The sequence below is a fragment of the Onishia niordana genome (assembly GCF_004798965.1).
Taxonomy (GTDB): domain Bacteria; phylum Pseudomonadota; class Gammaproteobacteria; order Pseudomonadales; family Halomonadaceae; genus Onishia; species Onishia niordana.
In genome coordinates this window covers 357,850-379,864 of record NZ_SDSD01000002.1, presented here as the reverse complement: position 1 = coordinate 379,864, position 22,015 = coordinate 357,850, and the positions used below count along the sequence as shown (strand labels likewise).

21 protein-coding genes and 1 tRNA gene are annotated in these 22,015 nt (G+C 62.8%); 11 read left to right on the top strand and 11 right to left on the bottom strand.

Features of this window, described 5'->3' with window-relative positions:
• Positions 1-11: 11 nt before the first annotated feature.
• From ETC27_RS05735 to ETC27_RS17535, 4 genes are all read right to left on the bottom strand, one after another.
• Entirely contained in the window at positions 12-1,160 is a 1,149-nt protein-coding gene (locus tag ETC27_RS05735) for an aminotransferase class V-fold PLP-dependent enzyme (RefSeq protein ID WP_136254031.1), read from the bottom strand.
• A 29-nt stretch (positions 1,161-1,189) separates the two neighbouring features.
• Positions 1,190-1,669, bottom strand: a complete 480-nt coding sequence (locus tag ETC27_RS05730; RefSeq protein WP_136254030.1) for a Fe-S cluster assembly transcription factor — start codon at positions 1,667-1,669, stop codon at positions 1,190-1,192.
• Between the two features lie 146 nt (positions 1,670-1,815).
• Complete coding sequence (gene cysE / locus ETC27_RS05725) at positions 1,816-2,754, bottom strand: serine O-acetyltransferase (RefSeq protein ID WP_136254029.1); 939 nt, start codon at positions 2,752-2,754, stop codon at positions 1,816-1,818.
• A gap of 90 nt (positions 2,755-2,844) precedes the next feature.
• Complete coding sequence (locus ETC27_RS17535; RefSeq protein ID WP_240724817.1) at positions 2,845-3,735, bottom strand: RNA methyltransferase; 891 nt, start codon at positions 3,733-3,735, stop codon at positions 2,845-2,847.
• A 173-nt stretch (positions 3,736-3,908) separates the two neighbouring features.
• On the opposite strand from ETC27_RS17535, the gene ETC27_RS05710 reads away from it, so the two are divergent.
• Positions 3,909-4,706 carry an inositol monophosphatase family protein gene (locus tag ETC27_RS05710; RefSeq protein ID WP_136254028.1) on the top strand — a complete coding sequence of 266 codons (798 nt, stop codon included), beginning with the start codon at positions 3,909-3,911 and terminating at the stop codon, positions 4,704-4,706.
• Positions 4,707-4,863: 157 nt separating this feature from the next.
• On the opposite strand, the gene secF is transcribed toward ETC27_RS05710, so the two are convergent.
• The 5 genes from secF to queA all read right to left on the bottom strand — a co-directional run bounded on the left by secF (position 4,864) and on the right by queA (position 10,587).
• Positions 4,864-5,772, bottom strand: coding sequence for a protein translocase subunit SecF (secF, locus tag ETC27_RS05705; protein WP_439331788.1), 909 nt, complete (start codon positions 5,770-5,772; stop codon positions 4,864-4,866).
• Between the two features lie 11 nt (positions 5,773-5,783).
• Positions 5,784-7,631 (bottom strand): protein translocase subunit SecD, encoded by a 1,848-nt coding sequence (secD, locus tag ETC27_RS05700; protein WP_136254026.1) that lies wholly within the window; start codon positions 7,629-7,631, stop codon positions 5,784-5,786.
• A 118-nt stretch (positions 7,632-7,749) separates the two neighbouring features.
• Positions 7,750-8,079, bottom strand: coding sequence for a preprotein translocase subunit YajC (gene yajC, locus ETC27_RS05695; protein ID WP_136254025.1), 330 nt, complete (start codon positions 8,077-8,079; stop codon positions 7,750-7,752).
• Positions 8,080-8,179: 100 nt separating this feature from the next.
• Positions 8,180-9,307, bottom strand: a complete 1,128-nt coding sequence (tgt, locus tag ETC27_RS05690; RefSeq protein WP_136254220.1) for a tRNA guanosine(34) transglycosylase Tgt — start codon at positions 9,305-9,307, stop codon at positions 8,180-8,182.
• Between the two features lie 236 nt (positions 9,308-9,543).
• A complete protein-coding gene (queA, locus tag ETC27_RS05685) occupies positions 9,544-10,587 on the bottom strand; it encodes a tRNA preQ1(34) S-adenosylmethionine ribosyltransferase-isomerase QueA (RefSeq protein ID WP_136254024.1) in 1,044 nt (347 codons plus the stop codon).
• A 157-nt stretch (positions 10,588-10,744) separates the two neighbouring features.
• On the opposite strand from queA, the gene ETC27_RS05680 reads away from it, so the two are divergent.
• The 3 genes from ETC27_RS05680 to ETC27_RS05670 all read left to right on the top strand — a co-directional run bounded on the left by ETC27_RS05680 (position 10,745) and on the right by ETC27_RS05670 (position 14,005).
• Positions 10,745-10,831, top strand: a tRNA-Leu gene (locus ETC27_RS05680).
• A 503-nt stretch (positions 10,832-11,334) separates the two neighbouring features.
• Complete coding sequence (rloA3, locus tag ETC27_RS05675; RefSeq protein ID WP_136254023.1) at positions 11,335-11,901, top strand: retropepsin-like aspartic peptidase RloA3; 567 nt, start codon at positions 11,335-11,337, stop codon at positions 11,899-11,901.
• 352 nt (positions 11,902-12,253) lie between these two features.
• Entirely contained in the window at positions 12,254-14,005 is a 1,752-nt protein-coding gene (locus ETC27_RS05670; protein WP_136254022.1) for a methyl-accepting chemotaxis protein, read from the top strand.
• 145 nt (positions 14,006-14,150) lie between these two features.
• On the opposite strand, the gene ETC27_RS05665 is transcribed toward ETC27_RS05670, so the two are convergent.
• The gene (locus ETC27_RS05665; RefSeq protein WP_136254021.1) at positions 14,151-15,083 is read right to left on the bottom strand and encodes a LysR family transcriptional regulator; all 933 of its coding nucleotides are present in this window, start codon (positions 15,081-15,083) and stop codon (positions 14,151-14,153) included.
• A 136-nt stretch (positions 15,084-15,219) separates the two neighbouring features.
• Here ETC27_RS05665 and ETC27_RS05660 point away from each other — a divergent pair, with 136 nt between their 5' ends.
• From ETC27_RS05660 to ETC27_RS05645, 4 genes are all read left to right on the top strand, one after another.
• On the top strand, positions 15,220-15,690 hold the full coding sequence (locus ETC27_RS05660) for a DoxX family protein (protein WP_136254020.1): 471 nt from the start codon (positions 15,220-15,222) through the stop codon (positions 15,688-15,690).
• A 112-nt stretch (positions 15,691-15,802) separates the two neighbouring features.
• Complete coding sequence (locus tag ETC27_RS05655; protein WP_136254019.1) at positions 15,803-16,636, top strand: DODA-type extradiol aromatic ring-opening family dioxygenase; 834 nt, start codon at positions 15,803-15,805, stop codon at positions 16,634-16,636.
• Between the two features lie 247 nt (positions 16,637-16,883).
• Positions 16,884-17,492: a LysE family translocator gene (locus tag ETC27_RS05650; RefSeq protein WP_136254018.1), complete on the top strand. Its 609-nt coding sequence runs from the start codon at positions 16,884-16,886 to the stop codon at positions 17,490-17,492.
• A gap of 96 nt (positions 17,493-17,588) precedes the next feature.
• Complete coding sequence (locus ETC27_RS05645; RefSeq protein WP_136254017.1) at positions 17,589-18,848, top strand: EAL domain-containing response regulator; 1,260 nt, start codon at positions 17,589-17,591, stop codon at positions 18,846-18,848.
• 63 nt (positions 18,849-18,911) lie between these two features.
• Here the strand turns inward: ETC27_RS05645 and ETC27_RS05640 are convergent, their stop codons facing one another.
• Positions 18,912-20,573, bottom strand: a complete 1,662-nt coding sequence (locus ETC27_RS05640; protein ID WP_136254016.1) for an acyl-CoA dehydrogenase family protein — start codon at positions 20,571-20,573, stop codon at positions 18,912-18,914.
• 158 nt (positions 20,574-20,731) lie between these two features.
• Between ETC27_RS05640 and ETC27_RS05635 the strand changes: the two genes are divergently transcribed.
• Genes ETC27_RS05635 through ETC27_RS05625 form a run of 3 tightly spaced genes read left to right on the top strand, consistent with a single transcriptional unit; the run spans position 20,732 to position 22,001 of the window.
• Positions 20,732-21,271, top strand: a complete 540-nt coding sequence (locus ETC27_RS05635; protein ID WP_136254015.1) for an NUDIX hydrolase — start codon at positions 20,732-20,734, stop codon at positions 21,269-21,271.
• A 30-nt stretch (positions 21,272-21,301) separates the two neighbouring features.
• Positions 21,302-21,487, top strand: a complete 186-nt coding sequence (locus ETC27_RS05630; protein WP_136254014.1) for a hypothetical protein — start codon at positions 21,302-21,304, stop codon at positions 21,485-21,487.
• Positions 21,488-21,506: 19 nt separating this feature from the next.
• Positions 21,507-22,001, top strand: coding sequence for a glutathione peroxidase (locus ETC27_RS05625; protein ID WP_136254219.1), 495 nt, complete (start codon positions 21,507-21,509; stop codon positions 21,999-22,001).
• The last annotated feature ends 14 nt before the right edge of the window (positions 22,002-22,015 follow it).

Here is a 22,015-nt window from a genome sequence, read left to right as displayed (position 1 = left end):
CCTTGATAACGTTAACGTCTCAGCGCCGGCACTGCATGCTTGAGCTCGGCGATGGCCGTGTCGATATCCGCCTCGGTAGTGAAGCGGCCGACGCTGAAACGCAGCGAGGCCAGGGCTTGAGGCCTGGGAACGCCGATGCCTTTCAATACATAAGACGGTTCGACGCTTGCAGAGTTGCAGGCGGAGCCTGTGGATATCGCCAGGCCTCGCAGCGCCATCAGCAGCGACTCGCCGTCCAGGCCACTGAAGGCCAGGTTGATGATGTGCGGCACCGATACCCGGGTATCGGTGTTGCAGTGCATGCCCTCGAGGCCTTCAAGGCCATCGAGGAAGCGTTGCTGCAGGGCGCTGGCGTGGGTGCGGTCGGCTTCACCTTCGCTTGCTGCCTGGGCAAAGGCTTCCCCCATGCCGACGATCTGGTGGGTCGGCAGAGTGCCGGAGCGCATGCCGCGCTCGTGACCGCCACCGTGGATCAGCGCCTCGATGCGCAGGTCCGCATCGCGCTTCACATAGAGCGCGCCGATGCCCTTGGGGCCATAGGCCTTGTGGGCCGAGAGCGATAGCAGGTCGATCCCCATGGCGGTGACGTCAATCGGCAGTTTGCCGGGTGCCTGGGCGCCATCGACATGGAAGGTTGCTCCATAGGAATGCACGACGTCGGATAGCGCGGCCAGGTCATTGATGGTGCCCAGTTCATTGTTGACCGCCATCAGTGACACCAGCGCGGTGTCCTCGCGCATGGCATCGGTCAGCTGACCCGGGGTGATTCGGCCATCGGCACCCGGTGTCAGCCAGGTCACCTCGACGCCTTCCGCCTCGAGCGCCTTGGCGGTATCGACCACCGCCTTGTGCTCGATGATCGAGGTCACCATATGACGGCCCCGGGCACGATTGGCGCGCATGAAACCGATCAGCGCCAGGTTGTCGGCCTCGGTGGCACCACTGGTCCAGACGATCTCCCGCGGGTCGGCGCCGATCAAGTCGGCGACCTGACGACGCGCGCCCTCGACCGCCTGCTCGGCTAGCCAGCCGGCAATATGGCTGCGCGACGCCGGGTTGGCGAAGGTGCCATCCATGGTCAGGTGGCGCGCCATGATCTCCGCGATCCGTGGATCGACGGGGGTGGTGGCAGCATAATCGAGATAGACAGGAGCGCTCATGGTAATCCGATAACAGTGAGGATACGGGGTTAGGGCGCCGTCGGCGACGACACGGCGATCGTGTCCTCGTCGGCACGCAGACGCTGGCGCTTTGCGATATCCTTGACCTCATGACGCTTGACCAGCTCGCCGAGACTAATGCCGTCGAGGAAGCCGTATATTTCCTTGGAGAGGTCGCACCACAGGTGATGCGTCAGGCAGGTATCGCCCTGCTGGCAGTCGGATAGCCCCTGACAGCGAGTGGCATCCACTGACTCATTGACGGCGTCGATGACCCGAGCCACCGAGATATCCACGGGATCACCCGATAGTAGATAGCCACCGCCAGGCCCCCGCACACTCTTGACCAGGCCGGCACGGCGTAGCCGCGAAAACAGCTGCTCCAGATAGGACAGCGATATCTCCTGGCGCTTGGAAATTTCGGCAAGGCTCGTCGGCGCTGCGGCGCCATTCATCGCCAGGTCAAGCATCGCAGTGACGGCGTAGCGTCCTTTGGTGGTCAAGCGCATAGAAGTGTCGCACGCATTGGGTCGAGGACAGACCCGCACGCGGCAGGTCAAAGGATGGTCGCTAAACCGCCATTATGAGAAACCCGAGTATCGCGGTCAACAATTAGGCATCCAGCACCCAGGGGAGCGCGGAAGCCGCCTCGTGTTCAGGAACTGCCGCTACCCTGCTTGCGGGGGGCTTCCTCGGTGGCGCTATCCCCTTGCTTATCCTGCTCGTCAGCGCCTTTGTCGGGGTTGTCGCTACCCGTGTTGCCCGGTCGGTCGTTGCTACCGCTATCGTCGCCGAGCGGCGGGCAGCAGCTATCGACATCGGCGAGTACGCCTTCGAAGTCTTCGTCACGCAGTTCAGGCAGCTGGCCGGCACGGTAGCTGTTGTCGAGCTGGCGCAGGGTCTTGCACATTTGCTCGATACGTCCGTCGACGGCATGCATGTGATCGAGCATCGCTTGCATCGAGCGTGCCACCGGGTCGGGCATGTCCTGGCTGACGCCGTAGGCATCGAAGCCGAACTTCTCGCGCATGGCTTCGCGGCGGGCCGGGTCGATATTGGGGAGGTCTTCGCTGTCGGGTTCTTCGCGTTTGACGATCTTGCCGGGAATGCCGACCACGGTGGCACCGGCCGGCACGGCCTTGGTGATCACCGCGTTGGAGCCGATCTTGGCACCCGCACCCACCGTGAAGGGGCCAAGAATCTTGGCGCCGGCGCCGACGATCACGCCATCTTCAAGGGTCGGGTGACGCTTGCCCTTGTGCCAGCTGGTGCCGCCCAGGGTCACGCCTTGATAGAGGGTCACGTCGTCGCCGACCTGAGCCGTCTCACCGATCACCACGCCCATGCCGTGGTCGATGAAGAAGCGCCGGCCGATGGTGGCACCGGGATGAATCTCGATGCCGGTCAGCACGCGAAACACCTGCGATAGGCTGCGTGCCAGCCACTTGCAGTTCTTTTGCCACAGCCAGTGGCTCATCCGGTGGGCCAGCAGCGCATGCAGGCCCGGATAGTTGGTCAGCACTTCAAGGAAGTTGCGTGCCGCCGGGTCTCGGGCGAACACGCTGTTGATATCTTCTCGCAGACGACGAAACATGCGGCAAATCCTTATGGAAAAAAGTCGGCGCGCAGCGGAGCCGAGCAGGCCCTGATTATTGGGGCATGGAATACTGGCTGCAAGACACCCTCATGATTCCCCGGAGTCGCGTTTTGCTACCTGCTTCTCGGTGGCGCTGAGAATCCCGCGCAGGATATTGATCTCCATCTGGTCCGGGCGGGCGCGCATGTAAAGGCGACGCAGCCTTGCCATCAGCTGGCGCGGCTTTTCCGGGTCGTGGAACTTGAGGGTGATCAGCGTGCGCTCGAGGTGCTCGAAATAACGCTCCAGGTCCGCGTGGCTTGCCGGCGGATGATCCCAGGCGATACCAAAGACCGTCTCATGCTCGACGCTGGGCACTACCTGCTGTGCCTCGGCGACGTTTTTATTGTCGGCGTCGGCATCAGCGCCTCTCTCGGCGTCACTCGCATGGTCTGTTTCAGCAGCTGTCGCATCTTCCGGCGCGGCGTGCGAGGCGTCAGTGAACGCGAGCCAGGCCAGGCGGCACTCGTAGGTCAGCACCTGCACGGCGGCGGCCAGGTTCAGCGAGCTGTAATCCGGGTTGGTGGGGATATGCACATGGGCATGGCAGCGCTGTAGCTCGGCATTGGTCAGGCCGGTGTCCTCGCGGCCAAACACCAGTGCCACCCGGGCCTCGGGGGCGGCGAGCTCTGCCGGTAGCCGTTCGGCCAACGCGCGCGGCGTGAGCATCGGCCAGGGCAGGGTGCGCGAGCGGGCACTGGCGCCGACCACCAGCCGGCAGTCGGAAACGGCGGTCTCCAGGTCGTCGTATACCGGCGCATGATGCAGAATTCTATCGGCCCCCGACGCCCGCGAGATCGCCTCTGCCGAGCGCGATTCGCTGCGCGGCGCGACCAGCGCCAGGTCGGCGAGGCCCATGTTGTGCATGGCGCGGGCGGTAGCGCCGATATTGCCGGGATGGCTGGTGCCGATGAGGACGATGCGAATGCGCTCGAGCATGGGGCCAGGGCCTGTGTTCAGTGTCGATGGGCGGCATAGTCTAGCATGTGCGACCGGTCACTTGCGGCCCCTGAGCCAAGCGGTCGATGGCGGGGCGGCAGTGGATCTGCTAGGATACGCCCCGATTTGCGTCACCGTTCTTTAACAGTACCCGACTCCTCGAAGGCCCGATCATGCATCCTATGGTCCAATTCGGTCTGCGCGCCATGCGCAGTGCCGCTGAACAATTCGTGCGTATCCGTGAGCGCATCGAAAACTCTCACGACGAACATAACCTCGACCGCCTGCTCGAAGATGCTGGCCGTAACGTCGAGACACTGGTTGCCAATCAGATTTCGCGTGGCTATCCCGAGCACGGCATCTCCGGTCGCTACATTCCTTACCGTGAAGGCCAGGGCGAAGGCGCCGATCATCACTGGAAGATCGAACCCTTCCATGGCTACTCCAATCTGAGCGTTGCTAGCAGCGGCTTTGCCATGTCGCTGGTATGCATGGTCAAGGGTCGCCCCGAACATGCCGTGGTGCTTTGCCCGTTCGCCGATATCGAGATCCTTGCCAGCCGTGGTCGCGGCGCCCAGCGCAACGGCAAGCGCATCCGCGTGCCGAAGACCACCGCCATCGGTGGTTCGCGTCTGGCGCTGAGCATGCCGGAGCTGTGGCTGCGTCCGCGTAACCTGCCCACCTATTTGACCTTGGTGCAGCAGCTTGGCCCGCAGATCGAAACGCAGCTCGCTACCGGCAGTGGCCTGCTCGATATGGCCGAACTGGCCAGCGGCCGTTGCGACGCCGCCTTCGTGCTTGGCCTCGAGGAGCAGGACAAGCTGGTCGGCTCCTTGTTGCTCAAGGAAGCCGGCGCACTGATGGGCACGCCTGATGGTAGCCCGAGCGTCGAAATCGAAGGCCAGCTAATGGCCGCCGGCCCGCGTCTCTACAAGGCGCTGATGCAGCAGCTCAAGCCGCACATGGTCTGAGGCCTTTATCCCAGGGCCTCGCTCGTGATAGATGAAACCCCACACGCCCCGGCGTGTGGGGTTTTTTTATGCCCGGCAAAAAAACGCCCCTACTCGATGAGCAGGGGCGCGGGCGTCCGTCAGGAATGCGACGGGAGAGCGTAGAGGAGGGCGCCCTTCAGGGCAGTTCCTCTGCGTCCTCGTTTTCCTTCTGTGCCGGGATCAGGTCAGTGCGCGCAAGCTTGAGCGGCAGCAGCAGCGCCGAGGCCACATAGATCGACGAGAAGGTACCGACACCGACACCGATCAGCAGTGCCACGGCGAAGTTGTGGATCATGTCGCCGCCCAGGATCAGCAGCGCCAGCAACACCAGAATCGTGGTACCTGACGTCGCGAGTGTCCGGCTCAGGGTCTGGTTGATGGCATCGTTGAAGATCGCCGGCATGTCATCGATGCGCGAGGTGCGGATGTTCTCGCGAATCCGATCATAGACGATGATGGTATCGTTCAGCGAGTAACCGATCACGGCCAGTACCGCGGCCAGTACGGTCAGGTCGAACTCGATCTGGAACAGCGAGAAAGCCCCCAGCACCAGGATCACGTCGTGGACCAATGCCAGCAGTGCGCCGACGGCGAACTTGTACTGGAAACGAAAGGCCACGTAGAGCATCACCATGCCCAGTGCCACCAGCATGCCAAGACCACTCTGGTCGCGCAGCTGTTCGCCGACCTGCGCGCCGACGAACTCGGCCCGCACCAGCGAGACCTCATCGCCGGTAGCGCGCAGCAGTTCAGTTACTTGCTGCCCAACGGCCGGGTCGAAGGCCTGCTGCAGGCGAATCAGGATCTCGTCGGCGGTGCCGAAGGTCTGCACCGAGATGTCCTGTAAGCCGGCGCTCTGGAGCGTCTCGCGGATGGTGTCGAGCGTCGGCGCCGTGGCGTAGCTGACCTCAACCAGGGTGCCGCCGGTGAAGTCGAGCCCCAAGCTTAGCTGCTGGATTGCCAGTGAGCCGAGGGCGATCAGCAGCAATATCGCCGAGGTAATGAAGGCCAGGCGGCGCTTGCCCATAAAATCGAACTGTCGCATCGCGAGGCTCCTCATATCCAGAGTTTCTTGAGTGGCTTACCGCCGACGGTCACGTTGACCATGGCGCGGGTCACCATCAGGGCGGTGAACATCGAGGTCAGGATGCCCAGCGACAGGGTGACGGCGAAGCCTTTGACTGGGCCGGTGCCGATCGAGAACAGGATCAGCGCGACCAGCAGGGTAGTCAGGTTGGCGTCGACGATCGAGGTGAAGGCGCGTTCATAACCTGCATGGATCGCTTGCTGCACCGAGAGTCCGGTTCGCAATTCCTCGCGTATGCGTTCGAATATCAACACGTTGGCATCGACTGCCATACCGAGCGTCAGCACGATACCGGCGATGCCGGGCAGCGTTAGCGTGGCGCCGAGCATCGACATGGCCGCGATCACCAGCACCAGGTTGATGCCGAGTGCGACGTTGGCGATCACCCCGAAGGCCTTGTAGCGCAGCAGCATGAAGGCGACGACCAGTAGCAGGCCGATTTGCACCGAGAGAATGCCGCGGTCGATGTTGTCCTGACCCAGGCTTGGGCCGATGGTGCGTTCCTGCACGAAGTAGATCGGCGCGGCAAGTGAGCCCGAACGCAGCAGCAGCGACAGCTCGGCGGCTTCGGTGGGCGAGTCGAGCCCGGTGATGCGGAAGCTGTTGCCCAGAGCGCTCTGGATGGTCGCCAGGCTGATGATGCCGCGCTCGGTGTAGGGATCACGCTTCACCACCGGCTTGCCGTCTTCCATCACGGTGCGGTCGCGGGTCTTGTGCTCGATGAACACCACCGCCATGTTGCGGCCGATGTTGGAGCGGGTGGCCCGGTTGATCAGGGTGCCGCCGGTGCCGTCCAGGTCGATATTGACCTGAGGGCGGCCGTTCTCATCGAAACTGCGATTGGCGCTGGAAACGCTGTCACCGGTGATAATGACATCACGCATCAGCGCAGCGGTCCGTTGGCTGGAGCGGAACTCGAGGGTTTCGGTCTCCTGCTCTGGCGTATCCGGACGTGCCTCGAGGCGGAACTCGAGGTTGGCAGTAGCACCCACCACGCGCTTGGCAGCGGCAGTGTCCTGCACGCCCGGCAGCTCGACCACGATGCGGTTGGGGCCCTGACGCTGGACCAGCGGCTCGGCCACACCCAGCTCATTGACGCGATTGCGCAGGGTGGTCAGGTTCTGGTTGATCGCGTAGTCCTGAATCTCCTGAACCGCCTGATCGCTGAGCGTCATGGCAAGGGTCGCACCACGTTCCGCTTCGACATCTTCGTAGCTGAAATCCGGGAAGTCGCGGCGAATCAGGTTGCTGGCTTCATCACGATCTTCAGCGTTCATGAAGTCCATGCTCAGCTGGCGGCCGTCGATCTCCGTGTTGCGGTAGCGGATGCGTTCACCACGCAGGGTTTCGCGTATGGCGCTGGCGTTGACCTCGAGTCGCTGGGTCACCGCGGCGTCCATGTCGACCTCGAGCAGGAAATGCACGCCGCCGCGCAAATCGAGGCCCAGGGTCATCGGCGAGGCAGCCAGGCTCTTGAGCCAGCCAGGCGTCGAGTCGGCGAGGTTGACGGCAACCACATGGTCGTCGTCAAGCAGGCCATCAACTACGCCACGGGCGCGCATCTGGTCAGAGGCACTATCAAGACGCAAAAGGACGCTGTTAGGGTCGCGCTCGGTAGACTTGAGAGGAATATCGGCATCGGCAAGTGCCGACTGGACTCGATCCAACTGGGATTCGCTGAGGTTTTCACCGCCGCTGGCGGGACTGATCTGCACCGCGGGGTCCGCGGGGAAGAGGTTGGGTAGCGAATAGACCAGGCCGACGGCGAGGACAAGAAGTATCAGCAGATACTTCCATAGGGGGTAACGGTTAAGCATGCAGGCCCTGCCTTGTAGCTAACATGGCGACATCGCGAGAGCGAATAGGGGGGTCGCCACCAGCACACCGCCGACGGGCGGGCGCGGGCCTGCCCGCCGGCGGTGCCGGGGTGCGAAATCAGATGGACTTGATAGTGCCCTTGGGCAGGACAGAGGCAACGGCGTTCTTCTGCACGTTGATCTCGGTGCCTTCGGCGATTTCCATGGAGATGAACTCTTCGTTCACTTTGGTAATCCGGCCCAGCATGCCGCCGCCGATGACCACTTCGTCACCCGTGGACAGGCCGCTGATCAGCTGCTTGTGCTGCTTCGCACGCTTGGCCTGAGGGCGCCACAGCAGGAAGTAGAAAATCAGCACGAAGCCGCCCAGCATCACGATCTGGGCGATACCGCCGCCTGCTGCTGCGCCGCCTTCGGCGTGTGCCTGGGAGATGAAAAAGTCCAGCATGAGATTGGTTCTCCTGAGAGGGTTTCTAGGGTCCTAAATAACGGGATGATGTCACCATCATCCCGCCGTCAGATTCGGTGCGAACGGGCCTGCAACCCCGTCATACGGGGCTTTGTTCCAGCGGTGGAACCGGTAACCCGCGACGACCATAGTATGCTTCTACAAAGTTTGCCAATGTACCCGCTTCGATGGCACCGCGCAAACCAGCCATCAGGCGCTGATAGTGGCGCAGATTATGGATGGTGTTGAGCATCGCACCGAGCATCTCGCCGCAGCGATCCAGGTGATGCAGGTAGCCACGCGAAAAGTGCTGGCAGGTGTAGCAGTCGCAGTCGGCTTCCAGCGGCGAGGTGTCGTGACGGTGCCGTGCGTTACGGATCTTGACCGTGCCCTCGAAGGTGAACAGGTGACCGTTGCGACCGTTACGGGTCGGCATCACGCAGTCGAACATATCGACGCCACGGCGCACGCCCTCGACCAGATCCTCCGGCTTGCCCACGCCCATCAGGTAGCGCGGCTTGTCGTCCGGCATCCACTCCGGCAGGTAGTCGAGCACCTTGATCATTTCATCCTTGGGCTCGCCCACCGATAGCCCGCCGATCGCATAACCATCAAAGCCGATCTCGTCGAGGCCCTCAAGCGAGGCCTCGCGCAGGTCCGGATACATGCCGCCCTGGATGATGCCAAACAGCGCCGACGGCGAATCGCCATGGGCATCGCGCGAGCGCTTGGCCCAGCGCAGCGACATTTCCATCGAGCGCTTGGCTTCGTCGTGCGTGGCCGGGTAGGGCGTGCACTCATCGAAGATCATCACCACGTCCGAGCCCAGCGAGCGCTGCACCGCCATGGATTCCTCAGGCCCCATGAAGACCTTGGAGCCATCGACCGGCGAGCGGAAGTGCACGCCTTCCTCGGTGATCTTGCGCGTCTTGCCGAGCGAGAAGACCTGGAAACCGCCGGAGTCGGTCAGGATCGGCTTGTTCCAGTGGGCGAAGTCATGCAGGTCGCCGTGTCCCTCGATTACCTCGGTACCCGGGCGCAGCCACAGGTGGAAGGTGTTGCCGAGGATGATCTCGGCACCGATCTCCTCGACCGACTGGGGCGTCATGCCCTTGACGGTGCCGTAGGTGCCCACCGGCATGAAAGCCGGGGTTTCCACCGTGCCACGGGGGAAACTCAGGCGGCCACGGCGCGCCCGGCCATCGGTGGCCAGGCGCTCGAAGGTCATGAAGCATTCGTTACGCATGGAAGCTCTCTCGCATGAAAACGTTCTATCTAATAGGGACGGGGTGGCAAGCTGCGCCCGCCAACAATAAGTGCGCCAGGGCCTCGGGGTGCCAGAGCCCATGACTGCCAGTACAGGGGAGGGCTCGAACGCTTGGCTTTCAATGCCTAGGTGTTCCACAACATGGGTGTTCCACAACATGGCAGCCTGGGGCGCGCCCTGGCGAACGGCGTCGGTCGCTAGCCCGCACTCTTGCGGGTCAGGAACATGGCATCGCCATAGCTGAAGAAGGCATAGCGCTCTTCGACCGCGGCCTCATAGGCCTTGATCACCGTCTCGAAGCCCGCGAAGGAGGCGACCAGCATCAGCAGTGTCGATTCCGGCAGGTGGAAGTTGGTGACCAGCGCATCGACGCAGCGCCATTCATAGCCCGGATAGATGAAGATGTCGGTCTCGCCGCGATAGGGCGCGATCTCGCCGTCCTCGCTCTTCATGCAGGCCGATTCCAGGCAGCGTACGCCGGTGGTGCCCACCGCCACCACCCGGTTGCCGCGGGCCTTGGCCTCGCGAACCTTGGCACAGGCGACCTCATCGACCTCGATCCACTCGCTGTGCATGTGGTGGTCGCGGATGTCGTCGGCGCGCACCGGCTGGAAGGTGCCGGCGCCCACGTGCAGCGTGACGAAGGCGCTCTCGATGCCTTTTTCCTCAAGTGCCGCCATCATCGGCTCGTCGAAGTGCAGCCCCGCGGTGGGCGCGGCCACCGCCCCGTCGCGACGCGCATATACCGTCTGGTAGCGCTCGCGGTCGGTGAGTTCGTCCTCGCGGGTGATGTAGGGCGGCAGTGGCATGTGGCCGTGGGCCTCGAGCAGCGCGATCAGCGGTGTATCGCCGAGGAAGCGCAGTTCGAAGAGGGCATCCTGGCGGCCTTCTACCACCGCGCGCACATCGCCCTCGAAGATAAGCTCCGTGCCCGGCTTCGGCGACTTGCTGGCGCGAATGTGCGCCAGGCCGCGGTGGGCATCCAGTGGCCGTTCGAGCAGCATCTCTACGCGCCCGCCGCTGGCCTTCTGGCCGTGCAGGCGGGCCGGGATCACCCGCGTATCGTTGAACACCAACAGATCGCCCGGCTCAAGCGCGTCGAGCAGGTCGGGAAAACGGCGGTGCTCAAGCGCCCCCGAGGCGCCATCGACGCATAACAGGCGGCAGTCACTGCGACGCTCGGAGGGATAACGGGCGATAAGCTCGTCGGGGAGCTCGTAATGGAAATCGGCGCGCTGCATGGGAGATATCGACTCGGGCTAGCAAAAGCGGTGCTTGAATGACACTGGACCATTCGGACAAGGCGCACAGGATACCCGTTCCCACCAGTGAAGTCAGTCGCTTGCGTGACTTTCATGATTGACCCGGGGCCGTTCTTGCGTATAATTCCTCCCCGCTGCCGGTGTGGCGGAATTGGTAGACGCAGCGGATTCAAAATCCGCCGCCCTCACGGGTGTGTCGGTTCGAGTCCGACCACCGGCACCATTACATCAAGCCTCATTTTCCTCCCCGAGTCTTGATGCCCTCAGCATCCCCGTATTGATTCATTCAGCGCTTTCCTAGTTCTCGGCCTTCGTTGCCTGCAACTTCGCCTCGCTCTCATCGCCAAGCGACAGCCCTTTGCGCGTCACCAACGCCTCTGTCTATAAGCCCAGCTCAGCACGTCATAATCTTGCGGTGATCAAGTTCTTGTGCCGCACGCGTTTGCATCGTTGTGGAGCAACTACTTAGACGCCTCGCATCTTCCCGCTTGGCCGCCGTCACCCCTCAGTCAAGCTCTCATCACCCTCCCTTTATTGATGCCTTCGGCTTCCGCCCCTATCTGACCAGCGTTCTCCCTACCGGCACGGCGCGGGGGATGCCTTCCCGTGCCTGCAATCGCGTCGGGCACAGGAACTTATCGATCGCCACTCGGTCACGGAGATGGTCTGGCACAAGGACCAGAGCCGCGCGTCGAAACGGTATCTTATTCAAGGAGAAGGTCAGTAATGAAAGCTTTACGAGCAGCATGTTATGCCACGACTCTGGTTGTTGGTGCGGGTCTCTCGGGCACTGCCATGGGCGCAGAGCGGGCAACCTATGGCTGGGTGGAAACGGCGACCATCGAGCCCTGGGGCACCGAGGCTAAGGTGAAACTGGACACCGGGGCCCTCACGTCCTCGATGCATGCCGAACAGATCGAGACATTCGAGCGCGACGGCGACGATTGGGTGCGCTTCAACGTCGAGATCGAAGACCAGACCAGTGAGGAGATGGTCTCGAAAACCTTCGAGCGTCCCTTATTTCGAGACCTGACCGTCAGCGGCGCCGGCGGCAGGGATCAGCGCCCGGTGGTGCTGATGACGATCTGCATGGGCGAGACGCGTCATGAAGAGCAGTTCAGCCTCGAAGACCGCGGTGACATGAACTACCCGGTGCTACTCGGGCGTCGCACCATCCAGAGCCTGGGTGATGTCGATGTGACTCAAACCTTCGTGCATGACCCGAGCTGCAGTGAAGATAGCGAGCTGGTCAAGCATGCCGATCATGAGTATGACGACGACATCGGCATCTGACGGCTCGAGTTCAGGCATGCAGCGCCACCCGCGGCGTTGAGTGCGCCTGAAGTTCTGCCGCCTGCGTGCTCGCTCTTTTCCTTCGCGCCGGCTTGCCTAGAAGCCGGCGCATCGCCTGCCCTTCACGCGCTGACGGCCAGGCGGTAGCTGGTCCTCCCGTCGTATCCGTTCCCATCCGGCCGCCGCTTCGCGGCCTGCGCGCCGCTAGTCGTGTCTTACCTCCTGCTCCATACCTTGCTTTTCCTCCTTTGGTCTAGGTCATCTAAAGCCCTGGGCCATCCTAGCCGATAGAGATAGTCGACTGCTGACCATCATTCATTCGCTAGACGCACGTATTCGGGAAAGGGCATCTATGACGACACAAAACAATAGGCTGAGCCGATGGAACCTGCAGACCAAGGTGATGACGCTGGTACTGGTCCCCATGCTGTTGATCACCATCACGCTGGTGAGCATGAACATCTACCACAACATTCAGTCCTCTCACGAGCACATGGCTGAGCAGCGTAAAGAACTCCTTGAGGGCCGTAAGGAGGCCGTGAAGGATGTGGTGCTGGCGGCCAAGAGCGCCATCGCGCCGATCTACGAGCAGGCCGGGCCCAACGATGAAGCCGCCAAGGCACGCGCCGTCGAGATACTGCGCTCGATTCGTTTCGATGGGGATAACTATGTCTTCGTGTTTGATTACGAGGGCAACACGGTGACGCACATCAATCCCGATCTCTTGGGCAAGAACCTGATGGACCTGCAGGGGCCTGATGGTGGCTACATCATTCGCTCGCTGATCGAGACCGCCCAGGCCGGCGGTGGCAACTATGAATACCCGTGGCCCCATCCAACGACCCAGCAGGAAGAGGACAAGTACTCCTATGCGGTCCCGCTGGAAAAGTGGGACTGGATGCTGGGTGCCGGCGTCTATGCAGTGGATGTCGACGCGGCCATGGCACAATCCCAGGCGCTCGCCGAGGACAACCTGCACAGCTCGATCGTCAACTCGCTGCTGACAGCCTTGGCACTGTTCATCGCCGTCGCCGTGATGGTGGCCTGGTTGATCAAGCGCACCCTGCAGCCGATTCGCTCCACCGCGCGGGCGATGGCAGGCATTGCTACCGGCCAGGGTGACCTGACTCAGCGGCTTGACGCCTCGACGCGTGATGAAGTCGGGCAACTGGCCGAAGGCTTCAATGCCTTCGTCTCGCGCATGCAGGACACCCTGCGTGAGGTACGCGGCAGCACCAGTCTCGTGCGCGACGCGGCGACCGAAATGGAGCACGGCAGCCAGGAACTGGCCACCCGTACCGAGCAGGCAGCCGCCAATCTGCAGCAGACCTCAGCCTCGATGGAGGAGATCACCTCCACGGTGGATCACAGTGCGCAGTCTGCCCAGCAGGCCAATCAGTTGGTACTGGGCACCGCTGAAGTGGCACGCCGTGGGGAGTCGGCCATGCAGGATGTCGAGCGCACCATGGCGGATATCAACGAATCGTCCAACAAGATCAGCGACATCATCAGCATGATCGATTCGATCGCCTTCCAGACCAATATCCTGGCACTCAATGCCTCGGTGGAGGCCGCCCGCGCCGGCGAACATGGCCGAGGCTTTGCGGTGGTGGCAGAAGAAGTGCGCACCCTGGCGAGCCGTTCAAGCGATGCCTCGAAGGAAATTCGCGAGCTGATCGATGCCTCCACCGCGCATACCGAGTCGGGCGCTGAACTGGTACGTAATGCCGGTGCCACCATGCAGGAAATCGCCGCCAGTGTGGCCAAGGTCACGGATGTGATCGGGGAGATTTCGGCAGGCGCCAAGGAACAGAGCACCGGTATCGGCCAGGTCAATACGGCCGTCACCGAAATGGATACCATGACCCAGCAGAATGCCGCCATGGTTCAGCAGTCGACGACCTCGGCCAGCCAGATGCGCGAGCAGGCCGAGCATCTGCAGCGCCTGATCAGCTCCTTCGTGCTGGGGGAGGATGATGGCCAGTCGTTCACCCGCCCGGATGCGCCCGCGCTTCCCTCGGCATCCAGCGCGCCGTCGCAGGCAGCGCCACCTGCCCGCTCCCGGTCACAAGCCAAGGAAGAAGAGGAGTGGGAAGCCTTCTGATCGGGTTGTACGCTTCACCCGAGGTGAATGGCGGCTGACGAGGTCAATCAAGGATGCCCATGGAGTAGGTAATTGAGGCCGGCTAATCAGGCGATTAGCCGGCCTCATGCGTTCTGGTTGGGGCTAGGTGCCGAGGCTTGCGGGCTCAGTCGTTGAGCGCCTCACGCAGGAACTCGCGAAATACTCTCACCCGCGCCGGGGCTTCAAGCCCCGCAAGCGTGATGGCATAGAGCCTGGCTTCGCCGAGGGTGTGGTCGGCAAGCACAGGCATCAACTTGTGCTCGTCCACCAGTGAGCGAACGATCAGGTCGGGCAGTACCCCGATGCCGCCGCCTGCGGCCAGCAGCCGAGCGAGACTTGAGTAGTCGGAGGCCCGCAGGTCGGGGCGGGCGCTGATTTCGCTGCGCTTGCCGCGAGGGTCGGTGAGCACCAGAGGGGCAGGGCCTTCCATTTCCCGACAGCTCGCCAGGCTGTGCTGGGTAAGATCGTTTGGCACCGTCGGCACTCCGTGTGCCTCCAGGTAGCTTGGCGATGCATACAGGCGCATGCGGAAGCCAGCGATGGAGGAGGCGCGATAGTTCATGTCAGGCAGGTCATCGGCGCTGGCGCGCAGGGCCAGGTCGATGCGGTTGGCGGCGAGATCAAGCGCGGTATCGGTGATCAGCAGTTCGATGCGGATCTGCGGATGCAGGGCGCGAAACCTGACCACCAGTGACGGCAACAGGTCGATGCCCATGTCGACCGGGGCGGTGACGCGCAGATTGCCCTGGGGTTCGGAGCGTGAGGCACGGGCCCCTTCGGTGGCATCTTCCAGCAGACCCAGGGCCTCCCGGGCCTTGGTATGAAAGAGTAGCCCTTCCTCGGTAGCGCTGACCGCGCGAGGCGTGCGGGCCAGTAACGCTGCCCCGAGCCGGCTTTCCAGCCGAGAAATACGCCGGCTGACCCCGCCCTTGGTTTCACGCAGCTCCCGTGCCGCCGCGGAGATAGAGCCGAATTCCACCACGGCGCAGAAGGCGCGGATATCTTCTAGTGCACCGCCGAGAGAGAAACTGCCAGAGGTTTCTGAAACATCAACCATGAGTTGCCATTTCACACTCTACCGGGAAATTGGAAACCTCAATATGCTGTCTTCCATCGACAGGGGCAAGTGCCCTTGTTAATCCAATCATGGTCGCGCTGATCGTGCGACCCAACGTTGATGCGAGGACCTTCTCATGACCCGGAATACACTGACTGCTGCCGACACTGCCACCCCAGGCCCGGCCATTTTCCAGCGCCTGTCGGTGCTTGCCTATCCGTTGATTCGCGTGACCGCAGGCCTTTTGCTGATGCCTCACGGTGCCCAGAAGCTCTTTGGCTGGTTCGGCGGCTATGGCCTGGAGGCGACGGGGCAGTTCTTCGCCGAGAGCCTTGGCATGACCCCCGGTGTGCTCTTTGCCCTGCTGGCGGGTCTGGTCGAGTTCTTCGGTGGCCTGGCGCTGGTGCTGGGTCTCTTGACGCGTCCCGCGGCGCTGGGGGTCATGGTGCTGATGGGCGTGGCACTGAGCGTGCATATTCCCAATGGCTTCTTCTGGTCCAGCGGCGGCGTCGAATATCCGCTGATGTGGGGGCTGGTCGCCCTGGCCATCCTGTTGCGCGGCGGCGATCGCTTCTCGCTGGATGCCAAGCTCGGCCTGAACATCTGACGGGGCGACACTGAGCGGTGCTATCTATCACCTTGGCGCTGGCCTCGATGGGCCGGTACCGGGGCGATTCGCCCATCCATACCTCTCTCCCTTGCGTAATGGAGGCTCGACCATGACACCTTCTTCCCATCCACTGCCCACGGTGTTTCTTCCCCATGGTGCCGGGCCCTGCTTCTTCATGGATTGGCAGCCGGCGGGGCTCTGGGAACCAATGGCCGCTTGGCTTGGCGCCCTGACCGAGTCCCTGAAGGTGCAGCCGCGGGCGATTCTGGTGATCTCGGCGCACTGGCAGGCTGATACCTTCACCGTCAATGCCCAGTCGGCGCCGTCACTGTATTACGACTACTACGGCTTTCCCGACCACACCTATCGCCTGAGCTGGCCGGCCCAAGGCGACCCGGCGCTTGCTGCCGAGGTGCGTGAGCACCTGGCCGAGGCGGGGATTTCAAGCGCCGAGGAGCATCATCGCGGGCTCGATCACGGCGTCTTCATTCCGCTCAAGCTGGTCTTTCCGAAGGCCGATGTGCCAGTGGTGCAGCTCTCGCTGAAAAAAGGGCTCGACCCGAACGAGCACCTGGCGCTGGGGCGCGCCTTGGCCCCGCTGCGCGAGCAGGGCGTGCTGATCATCGGTAGTGGCATGAGCTATCACAACATGGCCCGGTTCAAGCGCGGGGGCGGCCCGGTCGACCCGGACTCCCGCGCCTTCGATGCCTGGTTGAGCGAGACCGTTGCGTTGCCCGGTGAGACGCGTGCCTCTCGCTTGAGGGACTGGGCGACGGCCCCCGGTGGACGAGAGTCGCATCCCGAAGAGGAACACCTGCTGCCGTTGTTTGTGGCGGCCGGTGCCGGCGGAGAGGTGCCAGGTGAAAAGGCCTTCGAGGATGAGGTGATGGGCAGCGTGCAATCGGCCTTCGTGTTTGGTGCTTCCTCAGGGCAGGCGTCCTGAGAACAGATAAGCGATGGGCGAGCAGATGAGCTTCATGCGCGATGTTGGGCATTGCATCGAGTCTTGGTCTGGCTAAATCGAAGGTCGGCTTGGCCAAGGAAGGGGCGGCGACTAAGATAGCTGCCTTGCATGGCGCTTCGGCACCCCTGAAGCGGCCGGAGCGACGTTCGTTCTTGCCATGGCCCGCCAGGGAGGCGCACGGTTTTCTGCCGCGTCGGCGGGTCAGCTATACTATAAGGAGCAGAGCATGCCGATGACCTTGTGGTTGTCGCTAGCGGCGGTATGCGCCATGGGCGCCATGTCGCCGGGGCCGAGCCTGGCGCTGGTGCTTCGCCATACCCTGGGAGGGGGGCGTTTGCCGGGTGTGGTAGCGGCCCTTGCGCATGCCCTCGGGGTGGGGCTCTATGCGCTATTGACGGTCTGGGGGCTGGGCGCGTTGATTGCCCGCCACCCGATGCTCTTTCAGGTGATTACCTGGGGCGGTGCTGCGTATCTCGCCTGGTTAGGTATCAAGGCATTGCGGGCCGGTCGTGCATCAGCAATTCAGGCCAATGGCGTTGCCACGACGCGTGTGCAGGCGGCTCGCGATGGAATGCTGGTGGCGCTTGGCAATCCCAAGCTGATCCTGTTTTTCGTTGCCCTGCTCAGCCAGTTCGTCAGTCCGGAGATGGGCGTGGCCGCCAAGGCCTTGATCGTTGCCACCGCTATGGTGATCGATGGCGGGTGGTATGTGCTGGTGGCCGTGGCGTTTTCGCATTCGTCGGTGTTGCCCTGGCTGCAGGCTCGCTCCCACTGGATCAATCGCCTCACCGGGGTGATCCTTCTCGGCTTGGCATTGCGGGTTGTGGTTGGGTAGTCCGATCTTTAATAGGGTAATGGCTGGGTTCGATTGATAAGTTACGTCATGGTTGCATGTGTATTTAGTTAACACCTTCATAGTGTGAGAGCGCTCATGCCTCTGGATACTGCTCCGCTGGCCGTTGTCGTCGACAACGACCCAGATATCTTGGCTGCTCTGTCACTGCAATTACGCACCTTGGGTATCTCGACGCACCACCTGGCCTCTGACCTGCGGCCATGTCTTGCCCATCTGCGGCCGCGTCTGGTGATCCTCGACCTGGAAATCGATGGCGTCGAGGGCATCGATACCCTGCGCTATCTGGCTGAGCTTGAATATAACGGCGCGGTGATGCTGCTGAGTGGTGTGGCCCCCAAGGTCATGCGCATCGCCGAACGGGTGGGCCAGACCCTCGGCCTGACGATGCTGGATTCGCTGAGCAAGCCCTATTCTCTGAATGACCTGAGCGCGAGTCTCGGTGGGCTTTTGATGCCGTCACAGAGCGAGGTGTCCGGAAAAGACGGGCAAGAATGGGGGCGGGACGAAATTGTCCGCGCGCTGAACGAGCAGGAACTCGTGGTTTACTACCAGCCCCAGTTTGACCTGGCCTCTCAGACGCTGAGCGGGGTCGAGGCGCTAGTGCGCTGGCAGCATCCCGAATTTGGGCTGATCTGCCCGGGCCGTTTCCTCAAACTGATGACGCCGGAGCAGACGCAGCAGATGACCCGCCAAATCGTCGCCCGGGTGGCACTTGATGCTCAGCGCTGGCTGTTGGAGGATCACTGGCTGTCGGTATCGATCAATATCTCGCCTACCGAACTGCTGCACGATGATCTGGTGCCGTTGATGAACGAGCTGCAGCAGTCGCTGGGATATCGGCTCTCTTTGGTGGTGGAAATCACCGAAAACGATGCCATGCAGGATGAGCTATTGAGCAGTGAGGTGGCGGCAAGGCTGCATCTGCTGGGTATGGAGCTCTCGGTCGATGATTTCGGTATTGGCTTTTCGTCTTTGGCGCGCCTGCAGTTGTTACCGATCAGCGAAGTGAAGATCGACCGAGGCTTTGTTCGCCATCTCAATGAAAACCCTGAGGATGCGGCTATTGTCGAGGCGGTGGCATTACTCGGTCAGCGCCTGGGTATCCGGGTAGTGGCCGAGGGGGTCGAGACGCTGGAATGCCTTGAGACGTTGGTGCGTTTTGGCTGCACGCATGCTCAGGGCTTCGCGCTGGCAAGGCCGATGCCGGTCGAGGACCTGCTTGCATTGCTCGCACGTCTGGGAAGCTGTCCGTCCCCCTGGTCGAATGCGGATCATGCGCATGATGACCGACTCTGGGAGCCAAGGATCGCCCAGTCCCTCAGTCCCACGCCTTGACCCCTGTATCGTTTATCTCGCGTTCCCCCGTTTGATGACCACACAGGCGCTTTCAGGCGCGGCTCATGGCGTGATGCGTTCAAGAATAGTGGCAAGCGGCGCGTCCGCCGGCAGTACCCCATAGGCGGGGCTCGGGTCATGGCCAAGTCGCGAACGGCAGAATGTCTCCGCTATCGCCGTAGGGGCATGGCGCAGCAGAAGGGCCGCTTGCAGGGTCTGGGCCATGTGCTGTGTCAGCCAGCGGGCGCGCAGGGTCATCGTCTCGTCGGATGCCGTCAATGCATGCTCGAGTTCGGCCAGTGCGCGGTCGAAGTCGGCCTGCTGACCGTGTGCCGCCTTGAGCTCGCTCATCAGTGCCTCGATGCTTTCCGGGTGACGCGCCATCACCCGCAGGACATCCAGGCAGATGACGTTGCCCGACCCTTCCCAGATCGAATTCACCGGTGCTTCGCGATATAGCCTGGCAAGCGGTGTTTCCTCCACATAGCCGATGCCGCCCAGGCACTCCATGGCCTCGGCCATGAAGCCCGGGCCGCGTTTGTTGTGCCAGTACTTGGCCAGTGTCGGCAGAAGGCGCGCCAGGGCGCGTTCGTGGTCGTGGCCACTGGCGGCGCCGTCGAAGGCGCTGGCCGCTCGCAGGCCAAGGGCTACCCCGGCCTCGACCTCAAGCGCCAGATCAGCGATCACCATGCGCATCAGTGGCTGCTCGGCGAGCGGTCGGCCGAAGGCATGGCGATGGCTGCTGTATCGCCACGCTTCGCGCAGCGCCTGGCGCATCATGCCCACCGGCGCCACGGCAGCATCGAGACGGGTCTGCTGGACCATCTCGAGAATGGTGGCGATACCACGGTCCGGCTCACCGATGGGTTGTGCCCAGGCATGACGGTACTCGATTTCGGCCGAGGCGTTGGCGCGGTTGCCGCACTTGTCCTTCAAGCGCTGGATCTCGATCGGGTTGCGACTGCCGTCGGGCTGGAAACGTGGCACCAGAAAGCAGCCAAGGCCGTCAGACGTTTGCGCCAGGGTCAGGAAGGCATCCGACATCGGCGCGCTGCAGAACCACTTGTGGCCGCTCAGCCAAGCCTCGTTGCGATCACTGCCGGCCACGTCGGCGTAGGTGGTGTTGGCCCGCACGTCGCTGCCGCCCTGTTTCTCGGTCATCGCCATGCCCAGGGTCACCGCCGTCTTGTCATCGCTTGGATGGGCACGCGGGTCATAGCCCCAGGTCAGCAGCCGCGACCCCCAATGGGCCATCACCCGCTTTTTCTGGCGCAGCACCGGCATGGCGGCGTGGGTCATGGTCAGCGGACAGCAGATGCCGGGTTCGGCCTGGGTCAGCAGGTAGAGCGCGGCCACATGAGCCTGATGGCCGCCGCGGCCTTCTTCCTGCCAGGCCACTGCATGCCATCCGTGATCGAAGGCTTCATGCATCAGCGCATGATAGGCGGGATGATACTCGACCTCGTCCAGGCGTCGTCCGTGGCGGTCGAAGAGCCGCAAGCGTGGCGGATGCTGGTTGGCGGCCTCGCCGAGTGCCTGAAGCCGTTGGCTGCCCACCGCGCGACCGAGGGCGGCGAGGCGTCGTGGTACCCAGGCGGGCGCCTGGCGCGAAAGTGCCTCTCGCAACGGGAGGTCGTCGCTAAGCCAGTCTTCGTCGCTGGACACCGGTGGCTGGTTGACGATGTCATGAGTGGCAAGGCGTTCACGGGGTGCGAAATCGGCCATGGCGAGTCTCCCGGCGGTGCCCCGAAGGGAGCGGGTACGTTTTGAGGCGGGCATCATCTGAGCATGGTCAGCCCCCACTGATCGGTCAAACGCCTCAAGGCTGGCCCTGTCTCGGGTGACTGGTTAGTCTGACAGACTGATCCGACAGGGAGAGCCCGATGACTGCCAATGATTCCACGTTGCCGCCCCCGGTGATCGCCGATGAACATATCCAGCTGGTCGATGCCCGCAACCGACCTTGCGGCAGCGCGCCCCGGGCGATGATGCGGCGCTTCCATTTCTGGCACCGGGCGACCTATATCGTGGTGCGCAATGCCAAGGGCGACATCTGCGTACAGCGTCGCACCCTGACCAAGGAAGTCTTCCCGGGGGACGATGACCTGGCCGCCGGCGGCGTGGTGGGGGCAGGTGAGGCCGTGCATCAGGCGGCGCGTCGCGAGCTTGCCGAGGAGCTTGGTATTCGCGGTCAGCCGCTGCGTTCCTGTGGTGATTTCCGTTATGACAAGGATGGTCACCACATCTATGGCAGCATCTACCTGGTCGATTACGACGGGCCGCTTTGTCTGCAGCCTGAAGAAGTCGCTTCGGTGCGCTGGATGCCGCTCAAGGAGGCGCTGGCGCTTGAGACCGCGACACCCGACACCCACAGCGCGCTGGGCATGCTGTATGCCGGTGGTTGGCTCGAGCAGGCGGCATGAACCCGCTTTCGGCGCGCCAGGCGAGCGTCGATGAGCGCGGCCATCGAGCGGCTCTACTATGCCCCTCTCGATGGCGACGAGCGCGACCGCTGGCGGACACGCCTTGAGGTGCGCCGACACGAATGGCGGCGGCTGTCTCTCAGTATCCGGCGACGCTGTCTGGGAGGCGCCGGCAGGCTGGCGCGTTGGCGACAGACATGGCATCTTGGAGACTAAAGCCGGACTGGTGCTCGCCATGCATATCCACGACATCGACTGTCAGACTGCCGCGGGCGAACCCTTCAACCTGCTCGCCTTGCGCGGACAGGTGCTGCTGGTCGTCAACGTCGCCAGCCGCTGCGGTTTCACCCCACAGCTCAAGGAACTCGAGAATCTCTATCGCCGCTATCGCGACCGGGGGTTCATGGTGCTGGGTTTTCCCTGCAATCAGTTTGCTCGTCAATCGCCGGAATCGGCCCCCGCTTTCTGCAAATTCGGTGAGCAGGAGTTTGGGGTAACCTTTCCTCTGCTCCAGAAGGTCCGGGTCAACGGTCCGGGCACCCACCCGCTGTTCGTTGAGCTGCGTCGTCAGGCCCCGGGCGTGCTTGGCACCACGGCCATTAAGTGGAATTTCACCAAGTTTCTGGTTGGCCGCGAGGGCCAGGTACTGCGCCGATTCGGGCCGCGGGAAGGGGAGCGTGAGATTCGTGAGGCCCTGGAAGCGGCGCTGGATGCGCCTTTTTCCGCCTGAAACGCACGCTTTCT